Annotated in this window: 19 protein-coding genes and 2 tRNA genes; 15 read left to right on the plus strand and 6 right to left on the minus strand. The window is 57.6% G+C overall.

The window, feature by feature from the left end; all coding sequences use genetic code 11:
• A partial coding sequence (locus FBR05_04975) for a PDZ domain-containing protein (GenBank protein ID MDL1871539.1) occupies positions 1–1,390 on the minus strand: 1,390 nt, incomplete at its 3' end.
• Between the two features lie 81 nt (positions 1,391–1,471).
• Positions 1,472–2,494: a flippase-like domain-containing protein gene (locus tag FBR05_04980; protein MDL1871540.1), complete on the minus strand. Its 1,023-nt coding sequence runs from the start codon at positions 2,492–2,494 to the stop codon at positions 1,472–1,474.
• A gap of 255 nt (positions 2,495–2,749) precedes the next feature.
• Between FBR05_04980 and FBR05_04985 the strand changes: the two genes are divergently transcribed.
• From FBR05_04985 to FBR05_05030, 10 genes are all read left to right on the plus strand, one after another.
• Positions 2,750–3,565: a CDP-alcohol phosphatidyltransferase family protein gene (locus tag FBR05_04985; GenBank protein ID MDL1871541.1), complete on the plus strand. Its 816-nt coding sequence runs from the start codon at positions 2,750–2,752 to the stop codon at positions 3,563–3,565.
• A 1-nt stretch (position 3,566) separates the two neighbouring features.
• The gene (locus tag FBR05_04990) at positions 3,567–4,220 is read left to right on the plus strand and encodes an HAD family hydrolase (GenBank protein MDL1871542.1); all 654 of its coding nucleotides are present in this window, start codon (positions 3,567–3,569) and stop codon (positions 4,218–4,220) included.
• Positions 4,211–4,972: a hypothetical protein gene (locus tag FBR05_04995; GenBank protein MDL1871543.1), complete on the plus strand. Its 762-nt coding sequence runs from the start codon at positions 4,211–4,213 to the stop codon at positions 4,970–4,972. The genes FBR05_04990 and FBR05_04995 overlap by 10 nt, the downstream gene beginning before the upstream one ends.
• Positions 4,973–5,021: 49 nt before the next feature.
• Positions 5,022–5,969, plus strand: a complete 948-nt coding sequence (locus FBR05_05000; protein MDL1871544.1) for a radical SAM protein — start codon at positions 5,022–5,024, stop codon at positions 5,967–5,969.
• Between the two features lie 196 nt (positions 5,970–6,165).
• The gene (locus FBR05_05005; protein ID MDL1871545.1) at positions 6,166–6,918 is read left to right on the plus strand and encodes a hypothetical protein; all 753 of its coding nucleotides are present in this window, start codon (positions 6,166–6,168) and stop codon (positions 6,916–6,918) included.
• Positions 6,857–9,205 (plus strand): hypothetical protein, encoded by a 2,349-nt coding sequence (locus FBR05_05010; protein MDL1871546.1) that lies wholly within the window; start codon positions 6,857–6,859, stop codon positions 9,203–9,205. Before FBR05_05005 ends, FBR05_05010 begins: the two co-directional genes overlap by 62 nt.
• Positions 9,202–9,762: a hypothetical protein gene (locus tag FBR05_05015; GenBank protein MDL1871547.1), complete on the plus strand. Its 561-nt coding sequence runs from the start codon at positions 9,202–9,204 to the stop codon at positions 9,760–9,762. Before FBR05_05010 ends, FBR05_05015 begins: the two co-directional genes overlap by 4 nt.
• Before the next feature lie 155 nt (positions 9,763–9,917).
• Positions 9,918–10,475 carry a hypothetical protein gene (locus FBR05_05020; protein MDL1871548.1) on the plus strand — a complete coding sequence of 186 codons (558 nt, stop codon included), beginning with the start codon at positions 9,918–9,920 and terminating at the stop codon, positions 10,473–10,475.
• Positions 10,472–11,044, plus strand: a complete 573-nt coding sequence (locus FBR05_05025) for a hypothetical protein (GenBank protein ID MDL1871549.1) — start codon at positions 10,472–10,474, stop codon at positions 11,042–11,044. The genes FBR05_05020 and FBR05_05025 overlap by 4 nt, the downstream gene beginning before the upstream one ends.
• Positions 11,041–11,421 carry a hypothetical protein gene (locus FBR05_05030; GenBank protein MDL1871550.1) on the plus strand — a complete coding sequence of 127 codons (381 nt, stop codon included), beginning with the start codon at positions 11,041–11,043 and terminating at the stop codon, positions 11,419–11,421. The genes FBR05_05025 and FBR05_05030 overlap by 4 nt, the downstream gene beginning before the upstream one ends.
• A gap of 88 nt (positions 11,422–11,509) precedes the next feature.
• On the opposite strand, the gene FBR05_05035 is transcribed toward FBR05_05030, so the two are convergent.
• The 4 genes from FBR05_05035 to mazG all read right to left on the minus strand — a co-directional run bounded on the left by FBR05_05035 (position 11,510) and on the right by mazG (position 13,790).
• Positions 11,510–11,593 (minus strand) — tRNA-Leu (locus FBR05_05035).
• 74 nt (positions 11,594–11,667) lie between these two features.
• Positions 11,668–12,519 carry a hypothetical protein gene (locus FBR05_05040; protein ID MDL1871551.1) on the minus strand — a complete coding sequence of 284 codons (852 nt, stop codon included), beginning with the start codon at positions 12,517–12,519 and terminating at the stop codon, positions 11,668–11,670.
• Entirely contained in the window at positions 12,516–12,857 is a 342-nt protein-coding gene (locus FBR05_05045; GenBank protein MDL1871552.1) for a hypothetical protein, read from the minus strand. Before FBR05_05045 ends, FBR05_05040 begins: the two co-directional genes overlap by 4 nt.
• 177 nt (positions 12,858–13,034) lie before the next feature.
• A complete protein-coding gene (gene mazG / locus FBR05_05050) occupies positions 13,035–13,790 on the minus strand; it encodes a nucleoside triphosphate pyrophosphohydrolase (protein MDL1871553.1) in 756 nt (251 codons plus the stop codon).
• Between the two features lie 173 nt (positions 13,791–13,963).
• Between mazG and FBR05_05055 the strand changes: the two genes are divergently transcribed.
• The 5 genes from FBR05_05055 (at position 13,964) to pyrR (ending at position 16,143) form a co-directional block, all read left to right on the plus strand.
• A tRNA-Thr gene (locus FBR05_05055) sits at positions 13,964–14,039 on the plus strand.
• 237 nt (positions 14,040–14,276) lie between these two features.
• Positions 14,277–14,537, plus strand: a complete 261-nt coding sequence (locus FBR05_05060) for a type II toxin-antitoxin system prevent-host-death family antitoxin (protein ID MDL1871554.1) — start codon at positions 14,277–14,279, stop codon at positions 14,535–14,537.
• Complete coding sequence (locus FBR05_05065) at positions 14,534–14,950, plus strand: type II toxin-antitoxin system VapC family toxin (protein ID MDL1871555.1); 417 nt, start codon at positions 14,534–14,536, stop codon at positions 14,948–14,950. The genes FBR05_05060 and FBR05_05065 overlap by 4 nt, the downstream gene beginning before the upstream one ends.
• Positions 14,951–14,961: 11 nt before the next feature.
• On the plus strand, positions 14,962–15,390 hold the full coding sequence (locus tag FBR05_05070) for a hypothetical protein (protein MDL1871556.1): 429 nt from the start codon (positions 14,962–14,964) through the stop codon (positions 15,388–15,390).
• 222 nt (positions 15,391–15,612) lie between these two features.
• Positions 15,613–16,143, plus strand: coding sequence for a bifunctional pyr operon transcriptional regulator/uracil phosphoribosyltransferase PyrR (gene pyrR, locus FBR05_05075; protein MDL1871557.1), 531 nt, complete (start codon positions 15,613–15,615; stop codon positions 16,141–16,143).
• The last annotated feature ends 4 nt before the right edge of the window (positions 16,144–16,147 follow it).

The following is a 16,147-nucleotide window of genomic DNA, read 5'->3' on the forward strand; positions in this document are numbered from 1 at the left end:
TGCCGACCGATTGGATCGATTCGTTGCCCGGCGTCAGGTACTGGGCCACCGTCATCTTGAGGGCCGAGCCGTCCTTGAGCGAGTACACCGACTGCACCGAGCCCTTGCCGAAGGTCTGGCTGCCGATGACGACGCCGCGGCCGTTGTTTTTGATCGCGCCGGCGACGATCTCGGAGGCCGAGGCCGAGCCGTCGTTGACGATGACGACCACCGGGTAGTCGGGCTCGGTGTCGCCCGCCGTGGCCTCGTCGACCTCGAGGATCTGGTTGTTGGCGCCGACGGTGAGGACGATGGTGCCCTTGGCCAGAAACTTGTCCGCGATGTCGACGGCCTGGTTGAGCAGGCCGCCCGGGTTATTGCGGAAGTCGAGGATCAGCCCTTTGAAGTTCTTGCTCTTGTCACGCATCGCCTTCAAGTGGCGGTTGAGCTCGCGGCTGGTCTCTTCTTGGAAGCTTTTCACCTTCAGGATGCCGACGTCGCCCTCGGGGCTTTCGGCCAGCTTGGATTGGACCGATTCGATCTTGATGTTGGCGCGGGTCAGGGTGAAGTCGAGCGGTGCCTCGGCGCCCTCGCGGGTCACCGTGATGGCGACGCTGGTCCCGATCTTGCCGCGCAGGCGCTCGACCGCCTCGGTGAGGTCCATGTTGATCGAGGCCTCGTCGCCGATCTTGACGATCTTATCCTTGGGCTTGAGGCCGGCCCGCGCCGCGGGCGTGTTGGGCAGGGGCGCGATGACGGTGAGCTCGCCGTCCTTCAGGCCGATGACGATGCCGATGCCGCCGAACTCGCCCTCGGTCTGGGTCTTGAACTCGGTGAAAATCTTGGGGGGCAATAGCGAGCTGTGCGGGTCGAGGGAGTCGAGCATGCCGTTGATCGCGGCGTATTGCATGTCCTCGAGCTTGACCTCGCCCTTGTAGTGCGTCTCGACGAAGGCGAAGACGTTCTGGATCACCGGCAGTATGTCGTCGGCGCCCTTCATGGAGGGCACGCTGAAGCTTTTCTTCTTTCCCGCGAGCTCGACCGTGAAGGAGCCGGCGCCGTCGGGGAAGAGCACCAGGATTTCGGGGACGCTGCGCGAGAGGCCGAGCAGGGCCTCTTTGAGCAGGGCCTTGGGAGCCAGGGCCTCGGTGTCGTAGTAGTTTTTGACGAGGTAGCGCAGCGTTTGGCGAAAGATCTCGGCCCGGGAGAATTCGCTGTCCTTCGCCTCGCTGGGCGCGGCGACGACGGCGGGTTGGCCGCGATCGCGGAATTCTTGGAACTTCGGGTACAGGACGACCGCGCCCGCCAGCAGGGTGAAGAAGAGGAGGATTTTGAAAAGACGGAGTTTCAAGGGTGCTACCTGCGCGGGTCTCGGGATCCAAGCTTCGTGGAAGGCCGGAGTTTTATTCATGAATTTCTATTTCCATGCCAAGGTTCGAGGCGGTTTATCAAGGGTTTTTTCGCGTTTTCCCCCGCGACGGCGCTTTTCGAATTACGGCGCGGGCGCGGGATTCGGTTTGTCGCCCGCGTCCCCTTTCATCAGGGACATGAAAACGAAGCCCACGCCGGTCCAGAACAGCATGCGGGTGCGGCGGACGATCTGGATCGAGGTGCCGATGGCCGGATCGAGCTTCAGCAGGGCGAAGACGCCCGCGAAGGCGCCCTCCATCACCCCCAGGCTGCCCGGGATGAAGACGAAGATCATGTTGATGATCACGGTCATGGAGGCCAGCAAATAGCTGTCGATGAAGGAGATGGGATGGCCGAGGAAGCGGGCGGCGAGGTAGATCTCGCCGACGCCGGCCAGGCGGCCCAGAAAGTGAAGTCCGAAGGCCGCGACGAAGCCCTTGCGGTTCATTTTATAGAAGCGGGAGATGTGCCCGTCGATCTCGTGGACGTTGGCCAGGGTCTTTTCCGAAAAGTTCCGCTTCAGGCGCAGTTTCTTCAGCAGGTCGAGGAAGAAGCTGAACAGGCCCTCATGGGAGCGATAGAAGAGGAAGCCCGAGACCCCCACGATGACCGCCAAGGCGACGGGCAGCCCGATTTCCAGGGCCGGGGGCAGGGTGAAGCGGATGAAGGTGATCAGGACGCCCAGCAGCATAAACAGGGCGATGGCCATGTTGTTGAGGCTGCGGTCCACCACGACCGAGGCGGTCCCCTCGTTGAGCGGGATGTGGTCTTTGAGCATCAAGATGCGCGCCGGGTCGCCTCCCCCCCAGCTCAAGGGGGTGATGCTATTGATCGCCTCCCCCGAGGCCTTAATCTTGAAAATGTCCCATAAGTTGACGCGTTTACTTAGGTTTTTGAGAAAGATCTCCCAGGCCAGGGAGTAACTGAGCAACCAAAGGAGGCTGAGCCCGAGGATCCAAAAAAAATTCCAGCCGACCGTGCGCAAATATTCTAATAATACCGATGGTTTAAGTTTGATCACCAGGTAGACGAAGAAGGCCAGGCCGAGGAGGAAGAAGAAGCGGCGGAGGCGGCGGCGGAACTGGGGGGATTTCAATAAATTCATGAAGTTATTTTCGGGATTTCTTATACCAGGCCCGGGGTGGAGGATAGTCAAAAATGCGGGGGCAGGGGGTGTTTTGCCGTTGACACCCGATTGTCAAAAACCTTATAACCACCGGATAATCTTCATTTTCTCAGGTCCTTCGGAAGCGAAAAACCAAAAGATATTCGATGCCCCGGCATCGCATCCGCACTCGGCGTCATATACCTTTTGGTGGCCGAGCGAGGTCTACCCGGAAGAAGGGACACTGCAAAGTATATGAGCAAAATCGCCTTTCCACTGAATCTACTCCGACTCAGCCCCGACGAGCAGGCCACCAGCGGCAAAATCCTCGCGGGCACCGACGCCTGGATCGCCCGAAATATCAATAAACGGATTTCCCTCCCGATCAGCATCCTGCTGGCCCGGGCGGGCGTGACCCCCAACCAGATCACTCTGTTCAACCTGCTCTTGGGGATCCTCTCGGGCGTGATCGCCGCCTTCGGCGGCTACCCCCACCTCTTGGCGGCGGGCATTCTCTTCCAGCTGGTCTCGATCATCGACGGCTGCGACGGCGAGGTGGCCAAGCTCAACCAAAAGGCCACCAAGTTCGGCGCCTGGTTCGACACCGTGGGCGACAACCTCTCCTTCGTCGTCTTCATCACCGGCGTGACCTTCGGGCTGTACCAAGAGACCCACGCGGCCTGGATCCTCAACCTGGCCAAGCTCTCGTTGTTTTCCTTCGCGATCCTGCTCAGCATCATGATCAGCTACCTGATCCAGCAGAAGGGGGCCTCCGCCTCGCTGGTGACTTACGAGAAAGAGGTCGTCAGCGCCAAGGCGAAGAAGCAAAATCCGATCGTCGCCAAGCTGGTCTTCTACGGAAAATTCCTGGTGAAGAAGGATTTCTTCGCCTTCCTGTTTTTCTCCCTGGCGGTGGTCGACCTGCCGCAGGCCATCGTCTTTTTTGCGGCGCTGGGCACCAGCGCCGTCGCCGTCGTGCTCTCGGTGATCACCTTCAACGGCTATCGGGCCCGCAAGGCCCTGGCCGCCAAGGCCGTTGCCACCGAGGAGGCCCCGGGGGTGTCGCACTGATATGCCGGACAGTCCCCAAAAAAAATCGGTCTGCGTCTTCGATTTCGACGGCACCCTCGTCGACTCGATGGGTGGCTTCGCCGACCTGGCCGCCCAGCTGATCGCCGAGGCCTACGACTGGCCCCGCGACGAGTCCCGCGAGGCCTACCTGCGCACCTCCGGACTGCCTTTCTTCCAGCAGCTCGAGGTCTTGTTTCCCGGCGACGCCCGCAACGCAGCGACCGCCGCCGCCTTCGAGGCGCGCAAGCAGGAAGGTTATTTCGGGCGCCCCTTCTTCCAGGACGTCCCCGCGGCGATAACCGGCCTGCAAGAGCGGGGGCTGCGCGCGGTGGTCTCCTCCAACAACGGGCAAGAATTGGTCGAGGCCTACCTCGAACGCCGGTCCAAGCCGCGCTTCGACCTGGTGCTGGGTTTCAAGAAGGGCTTCGCGAAGGGCAAGGCCCACTTCGAGAGGGTTCTCCAGCATTTCGGCCTGAAGGCCTCCGAGATGCTCTTCGTCGGCGATTCGCTGCACGACGCTCGCCAGGCGCTGGAGTTCGGCGTCGATTTCGTCGGGAGGGTGGGGACCTTCCGCCGAGAGCAATTCCAACAAGTGCATCCGCGGGCCGCGACCGTGCGCGGGCTCGACGAGCTCATGGGGGTATTATGCAGGTAGTTCTTCTGGCCGCCGGCATGGGGCTGCGTTTGGGGCATTTGACCCGGGCTCTGCCCAAGGCCTTGATCCGGCTCAACGGCAAGCCGCTCATCGACTACACCCTGCCGCGCCTGCTGGCGAACAAAAGGGTGGAAGAGGTCGTCGTCGTCGGCGGCTTCGAGCACGGCAACCTCGAGCGGCACCTCGACGAAAACTACAGCCTGTTCGGCGACCGCCTGCGCCTGGTCGAAAACCGGGCCTTCACCCGCGGCAACCTCTACACGATGGAAGCGGCGCTGCCCTATCTCAGCGCTTCCTTTTTGGTTTGCAACGTCGACCACGTCTTTTCCGAAAAGACCTGGGCCTTCATCCTGCAGGAGAGGCCCGAGCCCGCGATCTTCTGCGATTTTCTGCGCAGCCTGGCCGAGGACGAGATGAAGGTCCTGCTCGACGCCGACAAGCGCGTCGTCGACATGGCCAAGACTCTCGAGAGCTACGACGCCGGCTACGTCGGCCTGACCTACATGACCGCCGACAAGATCGAGCTCTACCGCGAAGCCCTCGCCGAGACCGCCTCCGCGCGCGGCGACAAGGCCGTGGTCGAGAACGTCCTGCCCGTGATGGCGGCCCAGGGCGAGGCGATCCGCGTCATTCCCTTCGATAAGAACGTTTGGTACGAGGTCGACACCCGCGAGGACCTGGCCAAGGCCGAGGCCGCGCTGCGGGCCCTCGAGGCCGAAGAGGCCGCCGACGCGGCCCTGCGCTTCAGCTGATTCCGTATTTACACGCCCCGCCGTCGGTGCTAGTCCGACGGCCTCATCCATGATGCGTCCGAACTTCATCCAAAGAGTGCGTTATTCGCCCTGGTTCACCCAGCTGGTGGTGATCCGCCGCTGCAACTTGAGCTGCACTTACTGCAACGAGTTCGACCAGGCCTCCGACCCCGTCCCGCTCGAGACGCTGAAGGCGCGGGCCCGCAAGTTGAAAGAGCTGGGCGCCTACTCGATCAACCTGACGGGCGGCGAGCCGACCATGCACCCCGGCCTCCCCGAGCTGATCCGCTATTGCCGCCGCGAGCTGAAATTTCTCAACACCTCGATGATCACCAACGGCTTCTATTTGAAGAAAGAGCTGATCGAATCGCTCAACGACGCGGGCCTCCAGGCCATGCAGATCTCCATCGACGGGGTGAAGCCCAACGACGTCACCGTCAAGGTGCTCGACAGCCTGCGCAAGCGGCTGGGCTATCTCAAGGACTACGCCAAATTCGAGGTGGTGGTCTCGGGGGTGATCGGCTCTTGCCCGCCGCAGGAGACCTTCGAGGTCATTCAGTTCGCGAAGGAGCAGGGCTTCAAGCCGCGGGTGCTCATCATCCACGACCAGGATGGCCAGGTGAAGTTGAACGACGAGCAACTCGCGGTCTTCGAGCGGATCAAGAAGCTGATCCCGAAGAGCTTCCCCGAGTTCACCGACTACCGCTACGAGATGATCCGCACCGGCAGCGCGCCCTTCAAGTGCCGGGCCGGCAGCCGCTATCTCTACGTCGACGAGAACGGCGTGGTCAGCTGGTGCTCGCAGACGCGCGACGCCTTCCGCAAGGACTTGATGGACTATTCCTTCGAGGACCTGAAGCGCGAGTTCTACACCTACAAATCCTGCCAGGACAAATGCACGCTGGGCTGCGTCCGCGCGGCGAGCTCGGTGGATAATTGGCGGCGGCAGGATGCGCCGGGCACCCTCGATCCCGCCGTTTCCAACGGCGCCATCTGACGCTTCTTTTTTCACCAACCTAATGGGCGAGCGGCGTTGTTTTGGTATTGTTTATGATGCCCTCGCCGGGGCATCGTTTCCTTGACATCTGTTTGATTTCATTTCTTTATAGCAACCTCGTTAATTTTGTTTCGATAAAGGTCAGGTCTTCCGTAAATCTCACCGGGTAAGGGTTTGACGAAGGCGTGTTGAACCCATGCAGAGAATCATAAGCTGTTTGAAGGTAGGGTTGCTTTCTTGCCTGCTGATCCTTGCCGCCGGCTGCGGTACAGGCGGTCAATTGCCTGTTTTTCAGGATGCCTCCAAGAAATTTTGTCTTGCCGATTCGGAATGCGGGCCCTTGGAGATATGTTCCGCTTCCCATCAATGCTTACCCCGCGCCGCACCATGCGAAGGGCAGGTTGATTGCTCCAGTGATTCGGTTTGTTCCGGCGGCCTCTGCCTAGAGCCCGGGGTTTGCTATTTTGACTATCAGTGCCCCGCCGAAATGGCCTGCGAGTCTTACCGATGCGTCTATCGTCGCTGCTTCCAGGACTCGGAGTGTGAAATGGGCAAGCGCTGCGACGCCATCGTCGGGAGTTGTCGAGAAGGCCTCTGTTTCGCTGATTCCGAGTGCGCCGAGGGTCATTGCTGCGATCCGCTGCGGTCGGCCTGCGTTCCGGAGCTTGTCTGCGAGCGGTATGACAAGGGAATTCCTCAAGACTGCCAGCCTGCGTCCGAGAGCTGTGACCGCGAGGACAACGATTGTGATGGCGCCATCGACGAGGATTACCCGGATCTCGGGAAAAATTGTTCGGTAGGCACGGGTGTTTGTTTCCAGGTGGGAAATCTTGTCTGCAATCCGGACGGCACGGGTCTTTCGTGCGACGTAACGCCCGGCCCCTCCGATGCGGAGGTTTGCGACGGTGTGGACAACAATTGCGATGGAGTCATCGATGAAGGCTGCTAAATATTTCTTAGGTTGTCTTTTGGGTTTCCTTATTGGTTGCGGCAGTGGCGGTCCTTCCGCCGATCACGATATGATCACGGTGGATCCCTCCCTCGAGCTGGGGCCGGATGCCGAAATCTACAACGAGGCCCTGGCGAATTACGCGCTGGGTATTATGTATTCTTCGGAAGAGGGGAAGCTCGCCGTCGTCGTCAATCGTTTGATCATCGATCCGGTGGACGAGACGAGTCTGAACGAGATCCTGCAGAAATATCATGCCGTCGTGGTCGAAGATGCCAATATCCCGGTTCCCGAAGACACCATACTGGATACGGACGGGGCCCATTCTGGCGGTACCACTTATCGACTGATAGAATTCGATCCCAACCTTGGAAAGAAGGGCTATTACGCGGAATATCTGCGCCATCAAGGGGCCTCGATAAACCTGTTGGTGGACTCGCCGGAGACCGAGGGCTTCCTGAATATTCTTGGACAAATGTACCTAGAGGACTCCGGCAAACTGAGGGATATCCAGGCGGTCGTCTATGCGTCGGAGAGTCCCGTCTCGCTGCTTCAGAATATGCAATTTCCGTTAAATGATTGGGCGACCTGCAGATGCCTTTGGAGGGAGGGCGGCACCGGTTCCTTAAAGCTAAAGGATGGAGCCACCTGGCATGAGGAAATTCGAGAGGCCCCGATTTATAATTCGCTGATTACCGATCGAACGATCAGTCCCCCGAGGTATTGCACCTATAACGACGGCTTGGAGGCCGCCGGGGATAAATTCCTCTCCCAGGGGGACAATGTCCTGATCGCCAATTTCGCGACTTTTTACAGCAACCACGAGAAGAATAATGCCCGCTTCCAAACAGGCCCCGAGGGGAATATGCATTTGTGGGCATTTCCCGCGAGCCTGCTTCCCATTCATCTACCCTCCCAATTGAAAGATTCGCCGCCCGGAGCGGTTCATATCAATCTCAAAGGGCCGAGCGATAATTGTGAGTGGTGGCCTTCCGAAGTGGACCAATACATCGCCTATCAAAACGTCATTTTATGGGATTGGGATAGGGCGCCCAATGACGACGTGGCTCTTTTTCTCTGGGAGGGCGATGAATGCTCTATTAAGTTCTTTGCCATTCGCATATGCAATCCCGACGACAAGATCGCCATGTTTCAGGTGGCTCGTAACAGGACTACCTCTCCAAATGGCCTGCTCCTGCGCGATATTGATTACGCCTCAAATGGTGTTGATATCTGGGACATGTCGTCAGAGCGTGACCTCGATTTGAGAATACAAACCATCGATTATTGTCGGGCTAAGGATTCCACTATTTCTGAAATCTGCAACGGTTATGATGATACTTGCGATGGAAAGGTGGACGAGGGTTTTGAGTCTAGAGGGAATGCCTGTGACAATGGTGGTGTCGGGCAATGCAAATCAATTGGGAACCTTGTCTGCAACGACCCGGATAAACAGCGTGCAGGAGATCCCGCGCTTATCTGCAACGCTCAATCTCGCCAGGCTTCTCCTGTAGAGATCTGCGACGGATTGGATAATGATTGTGACGGCCAAACGGATGAGAATTGGATCCAGGAAGGCCTCGCCTGTGGGCTGGACGTAGGAACTTGTGGGGTAGGTGCATTAGGTTGCACCAGTGGGCATATTAGTTGTGAAGGAGAGATCGCTCCAACTGTCGAAGTTTGTGACGGGGTAGACAACGATTGTGATGGGGTCTCCGATGAGGGCTGTGGTTGCATGCCTGGCGAGACTAGAGGGTGCAGTATTAATTTAGGCCCTTGCACATTAGGGACGCAAGACTGCCTTCCCGGAGGAACCTGGAGTGCTTCTTGTTCCGGCACCGTGCCACAGGTGGAAATCTGCGACGACATTGATAACAATTGCAATGGAGCTATCGACGAAGGGGTTTTGAATAATTGCGGATTATGCGGCCCGGAACCCGCAGAGGTATGCGACGGGATTGATAATGATTGCGACGGTGAAGTGGATGAAGGGGTAACTAACTCATGCGGAGGTTGCTGGCAGGAGGGGCCGGAAATCTGTGATAATTTGGATAATGATTGTGACGGGATTATTGATGAAGCTGATGCGCCGATTTTTTGCGGAATTGGCGCTTGTGAACGCTCCGTTGATTCGGTGTGTCAATTATGCGCCCCAGGTCCTCCGGATTTTGCTAACGAATCCTTTCAAAATGGTACTTGCAGTAACGGTGTTGATGATGATTGCGATGGAATGACCGACTTTAGCGATCTTCCGGATTGCATTCAACTCCAAGGAGGGGGTGGATGATGAGGACATTCATTTTCTTGTCAATGATTGTTGGCGCGCTGTTTATTAATGCCTGCGGCGCTGGTTGTCCAACTAGAGAGGTAACGCAGGAATTAAGTTCATTCGAATCCTACCAGGTAACCGTGTCGGACGGGGTTAATCCTGCTTTTTCGAAAGATATATCCCCTTCGGATTCTGATCAATTTGCCTCCTTTGAGGTTACCTCTTCTTATATCAATCCAAATAACCCAGCACCAAATGACTTAATTTCCTTTCAATTCTTTTTTCCAAGGAATGCCTTGCCCGGAGGGGAGAGTATATTCCAGCAATCATCCGGTGAGATCTTCACGATCCCCGCTACCGCTTATACTGGTGAGGATGTGATTTATTTTGAAACCGCCCCCAATACGCCAAAATATCTGCCTACAACATTTTCGGGAACGGTCTCGATTACGGACCCGAATCATGTTTATTTTAATCTAACATTCGAAAACGGAAGTGACACGCGCCACATCCAATCGGTGTTCTTTTTTCAAACCGCCACCTTCGACCAGCCGATTGGAGAATGTGAGCCTTAAAATACTTCGCAACCTCTGAACTTTAATAAATTGAAAGGCTAATGCCCAGCCAGACTGAATCCATGCCTTATGCTGTGAACGTTTGATGACTGCGACGGAATGACGGACTTTAATGACTTACCCGATTGTCTTCAGCTACAGGGCGGAGGTGGCTAATGAAATTTTGGATTATTATCTTTTTTGCACTATTGGCAATCCAGTTAAATTCGTGCTTTGGAGGATGTCCTACACGAGAGGTCACCCAACAGGTGAGTGAATTCGAATCCTATTCGGTTACGGTGGTTTCGCCTCCAGATCCTGAATTTACCTATCAAGAAGATCCTGCTAATCCGACCCAGTTTGGGTCTTTTGAGGTGACCGAGGGTTACATAAACCCCAATAAAACAATTCCCTCCAATATTGTCTCCTATCAATTCTTCTTCCGAAGAACTGCCCTCCCCGGAGGGCAAGACATTTTTGATCAGACTGCCGGAGAGGTTTTTACAATCCCCGAAACCCAATACGATGGGAAGGACGTTATTTACGTGGAGTTTGCTCCTGAAACCCCGGACTACGTTCCGACCTCATATTCGGGAACTGTTAGGATCACCGACCCGAACCATGTTCAATTCGAACTCACCTTCTTCAATGGTGATCAATTACGTATTATTAATTCGGTCTTTTTCTTTCAAACGGCCACATTTGACTCACCGATCGGGGAATGTGAACCTTGAGAAGACTCTGGAAACAATCTAATTACTTTCTTGCTTTCCTTAATCTGCTCTACTTATCCGCCCTGAATTCCTGCGCTGGCGGTTGCCCTACTAGGGAAGTCACGCAGGAGCTGGCTCAACTTGAATCCTATCAAGTCATTATTTCCGATCCGGGTCCTGTAGAATTTACCGTCGAAGTCACTCCGGATCAGCCATCTCCTGGTTTTCAGGTGATAGACGGATATATATATCCCTCAAAGCCTCCGCCCTCAGACGGCATTTCATTTAAATTCTTTTTTCGGGATGATGCGCTACCAGGGGGAGAAAGTATCTTTGATCAAATGGAAGGGGAAGTCTTTAGCTATCAGAATGTACCGTATGACGGTCAGGACATCATTTATATCGAGTTCGCCCCCAATACCCCTGATTACGTCCCGACTTCCTACTCAGGCACCGTATCCATCACAGACCCAAATCACGTGCTGTTTGACTTGACCTTCACTAATGGAAGTCAATCTCGCCGGGTAGAATCGGTCTTTTTCTTCCAGACTGCGACCTTTGACTCTCCGATCGGAGAATGCGAACCATGAGCCGCAAGACCTTGGCCCTGTTCCTCCTCGTCGCCTTCGTCTGCTGCACCGCCTGCGGAAAGTGGAACCCGGCGACCGTCCAGGACATGCGCGACACCTTCGCGCATAAAAAGGAAAAGACGGGGGACCGTTACCGCTTCACGGCGCCCGATGGAAAGACTCTCCACGTCAACGGGAAAAACCTGAACATCGAAGGCGACGACCTGCTGGTGCGGAAGGGGCGCATGCAGCATCGCATCCCCTTGGATCAGACGCAGAAGATCGAAAAGTTTAAGCTGAATGCCGGGGCCACGATTGGGGCCGTGTTGGGAGGCGTCGCCGGTCTTTTTACCGTATTTCTCATCCCCGGTCTGCTCTCGCTCAGCGAGGACTCTTGAGCGGCGACCCTGCTCGTGTGATTCGAACACGGAGTGTCATCCAGGTCGCAGCCACCAACGGATTTTTCGCCGCCGAATGAAAAGAATGTGCCGGTGGTCGGGGTCGAACCGACATGAGCGTAAGCCCACACGATTTTGAGTCGTGCGCGTCTGCCAATTCCGCCACACCGGCGAGGAAGGCTCCGTTTCTTAAACTCTTTCCCCGGATTTTGTCTAGTGGTCAATTCGCCGGTCATCGGCGGCCGCTTAGGGCTTCAGCGAGATCTCGGACACGCGGTAGTTCAGCCACGGCCTAATCCAACTGAGCGGGAAGAAGAGGTTGGCCGCCTTGGTCTCCGGCGCGACCTGGACCTCGAGGATCAGGGGGTTTTGGGCGTTGTCCAAGATCTTGAGCCGCGCGAGCCAGTTGCCCGCCTCGAGGACCGTCACCTCGCGGGTGACGCCGTTCAGCTTCAGGGGGAAATCGGCCGAGTCGTCGGTCACCTTCAGCTCCTGGGCCGCGGCCTTTTTGTCGGGCCAGGCCTCCAAGCCGCGGTTGGCCAATTCCAGGCTGGCCTCGATCAGCTCGTTGCCCTGGGCGGGGCCCAGCAGCGGGTTGTCGAGCAGTCCCAGGCCCCAAACCGTCTTGCCTTCCTTTTTCAGCTCGCCGAAGGCCTTGTCGCTCAGCCAGATCGCCGTGCTGTTCGACAGGAAGAGCTCGCCGCCCGGCCAGAAGAGGGGCAGGGTCATGCGGCGGCCGTCGACGGTGTTGGCTAGGGTCATCTTGCCGGAGCCGTCGCCGGCCTCGGGGAGGGCGCCGCTCGGGAGACTCTCGGGGCTTGCCCCTTCCGCAGCGGCGAGGCGCCAGGTGAAGGCGAGGCCCTCCGCGCCGCTGGGGTTTTCGACGAGGATCTTGCGGGGCTTGGCGCCCGCGCCTTCCTGAACGAGGGTGATCTCGAGCCCCTTCCTTAATATAAGATCTTTTCCCTCCAACTTGGGGCCGTTGGGTTTGTCGGCCTTCTCGATGGGTTGGTCGGGCGCGGGGGCGCGGCGGCAGGCCGTCGCTCCCAAGAAAAAGCCGAGCTGGAGGACGGCGAGTAGGATGCGGATGGCTTTCATGAAGGCTTTCCCTCCTTGGGGGCGAAAGTGAGATCCAAAATGGACAAAATCCACAGGGACGCGATCGCCAAAAGAAAGGCGAGCAGCACTTGATAGTCGATCTTCCAGGCCTGAGCGAGCAGGGGGAAGGGATTCAGCTCTGGAGGCCGCCGCACCCCCTGCTTGTTCGCCAGCGCGAAAACCACGGAAAGGAAGCGCGCGACCCCCGCGAGGGTGAGCAAGAGGGTCAGGCCGATCATCAGGCCGCCGCGGAGGCGTCGCCCGACGTACCACTGGCCGGCGCCGGGAAAGACCGTCGCGCTGAGCAGGATCGGAAACCATTTCCCTCGAGCCTTCATCCCGGAGCCCCATGCTGATTAAAAAATGAGCAATGTGCTATTTCGCCTCCGGCGCCTCGGCCTCCGAGGCTCTCGCCGAATATATCGCGTTCTCATTTCGAAAAATCGCGCCCGCGTCGCGGGAAAAAAATTATTCACCGACTTTTTCACAGCTTCTTAACAGCGCCTGTGAATGATTCAGGACAACGCCTTGGCCTCTTGCCAGAGTCTGTCGAATTCCTCCGCCGTGCAATCTTGGAGCCTTTTGCCGCCTTGCCGGAGCTTTTGCTCCATCCTTTCGAAGCGCCGCTGAAATTTGAGCGTGCTCTTGCGCAGGGCCTCCTCGGGGTTGATCTTAAGAAAGCGCGCCGCTTGCGCGAGGGAGAAGAGCAGGTCGCCGAACTCTTCTTCGACGGCATCCTGGTTCTCTGCGCGGATTCCTTCATGCAGTTCTTGAAGCTCTTCGTTCACCTTGGCGAGGACGCCCTGGGCGTCGGGCCAATCGAATCCGACCCGCGAGGCCTTGGCGCCCAGGCGATAGGCGCGGGCGAGGGCGGGCGTTTGTACAGGGACGCCGGCGAGCAGCGACTCGTTGGGGTCCTTCTCCGCCGCCTTGATCTGTTCCCACTGCCGCAGGGCCTCCTCTGCCTCGTGGACCTCGCCCTCGGCGAAGACGTGCGGGTGGCGGCGGACCAGCTTCTCGATGAGGTGGGTTAGGACCTCGTCGATGCGGAAGGAATTTTCTTCGGAGGCGATGCGGCTGTGGAAGACGATTTGCAGAAGCAGATCTCCCAGCTCTTCCTTGAGCTGCTTCGGATCCTTGGCGTCGATGGCGGCGATGACCTCGTAGGTCTCCTCGAGGAGGCAGGGGACGAGGGAGTCGGGGGTCTGCTTCTTGTCCCAGGGGCAGCCCTTGGGGCCGCGAAGCTCGTCCATCACTTTCAATAAGGTCATGAACAGCTCGGGAGTCGATTGCTTTCCGAGGGAATTCAAATCCATGCGTCCGCTTAGCATCGCGACTTGGGGCTGTCGACCCTATTTTCCGGTTGAATCCCGGGGGGCGTTGTGAAAAGGTTTAAGAAATTCGGATCCTTCGCGGGGTGACTGCGCGAATCCTCCGAATCCTAGCCGGGATAGCTCAGTTGGTAGAGCAACTGATTCGTAATCAGTAGGTCGACGGTTCAAGTCCGTTTCCCGGCTCTATTCGCTCGCTCGGAGTATTCCGAGCGAGCGAAAACCCAGGGGGAGCAAGCGGGCAAACCGGCCAGGTTGTGGCCGGGCAAACCGTGAGATAGGGTATAAACCCTATCCGAGCTTGCTCCGCTCCTTCCCCTTCAATCTGCCCATGGGCAGGGGATATCCTTTCCTATTGACGAATTCGCCCGGGGCATTCCAGGCTCGCTGATTGACACTCGTGTACATAAATGGCTATATTGAGGCATGATTCAGGTCAAGGTCGCCGAGTTTCGCAACAAACTCAGCGCTTATTTAAAGCGCGTTCGTCACGGGGCGGAGGTGGTCATCACCGATCGCGAGACGCCTATCGGCCGCTTGCTGCCATATCGCGAAGGCGCCGAAGAAGCCTTTGAGCTGGTGGAACCGGACAAGGGTTACGCCGGCCTGGCGAAGCTCAAGGCACCTACGCTCAAGAAAAATTACCAAGCGGTCGAAGCCCTGCTGGCGGAAAGGCGTCGACGTTGATCTGTTACCTCGACAGCTCCGTGGTCTTAAGGCACGTGTTTGGGGAACCGAACCCTCTCCAAGAATGGACAAAAATCAAGCAGGGCTTCTCGAGCCGCCTGCTGCGGTTGGAGTGCTTCCGAACCGTCGACCGGATTCGCCTGCGCGGGGGATTGTCCGCCGAAGAGGTTTCCGAGAGGTTTTCCGCCCTCCACCGGCTCTTGGACCACCTAGGCGTGCTTCCCTTGACCGCTCGAGTTTTGGACCGGGCTGAGTTGGGGATGCACCTCCCTCTGGGGACTCTCGACGGCATTCATTTGGCGACCGCCCTATTATGGAGGGAGAAGCACGGGGCGGATTTCGTCTTTGCCACCCATGATCGTGAACTGGGATTGGCGGCGCGGTCGCAAGGGCTTGAGGTCATCGGAATATAAAGGAGATGCTTATGAGCCGCTTGTCACGTTTTTGGGTCCTGGTCTTGGGGTGTGTCTTTTGGATTTTGCCTGTGTCGGGTAGGGCTCAAGTCGCCCAGGATCAAGAGCTTACCTATAAAGACCTCAAGTTCGCCTGCACCGGGGTGGCCGAATCCAAAGAGGACCCGCGATGGGGGAAATACTCCACCAAGCTCATGTTCACGACCGGCGGGCGGGCCTACGTCTCTTATATTCAACTCAGCGTCAAAGACGCTCAGGGCAACCTCGTCTTCGAGACCGACTGCGACGCGCCCTGGATCGTCGTCGACCTCAAACCCGGCAAATACTCCCTCACCGCCACCGCCCTGAAGAAATACACCAAGACGGCCAACCTCACCGTCGGGGGTGGCAAACAAACCGAATTGGCGATAAGATTTCCCGAAATTTCGGGCGATATGTAGCTTTCGGCAAAAAGCCATTGACACCTGCGGACCGACGAAATAAGGCTCCGGCAATTTGACGCGATTTAGCCGCGCAAAGGGCGATTTCAAGGAGAGACGAGTGCAGGTCAAGCCCTGGCAAGAAATGAAAAAGAAAAAGAAGGCGCTGGAACGGATTTTCAAAAACCTCCCACGGTAGCGGGAGGTTTTTTTTTATCCGCTCGGGCCTTCCGCGGGACAAGCATGGCAAACACCTCGGAAAAAATCTTGATGGACGCCTCACAGCTCGAGGCCGTGCTGCAGCGCCTGGCCTCCCAGGTCGCCGAGCGGCAGGGGAGCGACGGCGCCTATAAGATCGTCGGCATCCATACCCGCGGCGTGCCCATCGCCCGGCGGCTGGCGGCCCTGCTTAAAAGCCCCGAGCCCATCGGCATCCTGGACATCAATCTCTACCGCGACGACCTGAGCACCGTGGCCGACATGCCGGTCGTCAAAGAGACCGTCCTGCCCTTTCCGGTGGACGGGGCGAGGGTCCTCTTGGTCGACGACGTCCTTTATACCGGACGCACCGTGCGCGCGGCCCTGGATGCCCTCTTCGACCTGGGGCGTCCCAAAAAGGTCGAATTGCTGGCCCTGGTCGACCGCGGCGGGCGGGAGATCCCGCTGCAAGCCGACCTCTGCGGCAAGACCCTGCAAGTCCCCGACGACGAGGTCGTCAAGGTGAGGCTGAAAGAGACCGACGGTCAAGACCAAGTCGTGATCGCGAAACTATAAAGGT

The organism is Deltaproteobacteria bacterium PRO3, assembly GCA_030263375.1.
GTDB lineage: Bacteria > UBA10199 > UBA10199 > DSSB01 > DSSB01 > DSSB01.